We start from the raw sequence: 327 nt of genomic DNA on the forward strand, positions 1-327 counted from the left end.
CAGGGCGCCGTCGACATCGGCCAGGGATCGAACACCGTCATCACCCAGATCTGCGCTGATGCGCTCGGCCTGCCGCTGGACAGATTCCAACTGAAGAGCGCCGATACCGCGATCACGCCGGACGCCGGCAAGACGTCCGCCTCGCGCCAGACTTTCGTCACCGGCAAGGCAGCCGAGAAGGCCGGCAGGGCACTGCGCGAGCAGATCCTGCGCTTCGCCAATGTCTCCGACCGTGCGACCCTCGCGCTCGACGGCGTCAGCATCTTCATCCGCGAGGGCGACGCGGCGCGGCGCATCGATCTGTCTGAGCTGAAGGCTGACGCCGCC

General features: G+C 67.9%; 1 protein-coding gene. It reads left to right on the forward strand.

Annotation, left to right across the window (positions count from 1 at the left end):
• A partial coding sequence (locus tag EN862_RS35355; protein WP_153227256.1) for a molybdopterin cofactor-binding domain-containing protein occupies positions 1–327 on the forward strand: 327 nt, incomplete at both ends.

It is taken from the genome of Mesorhizobium sp. M2E.F.Ca.ET.219.01.1.1, assembly GCF_004016445.2.
Taxonomy (GTDB): domain Bacteria; phylum Pseudomonadota; class Alphaproteobacteria; order Rhizobiales; family Rhizobiaceae; genus Mesorhizobium.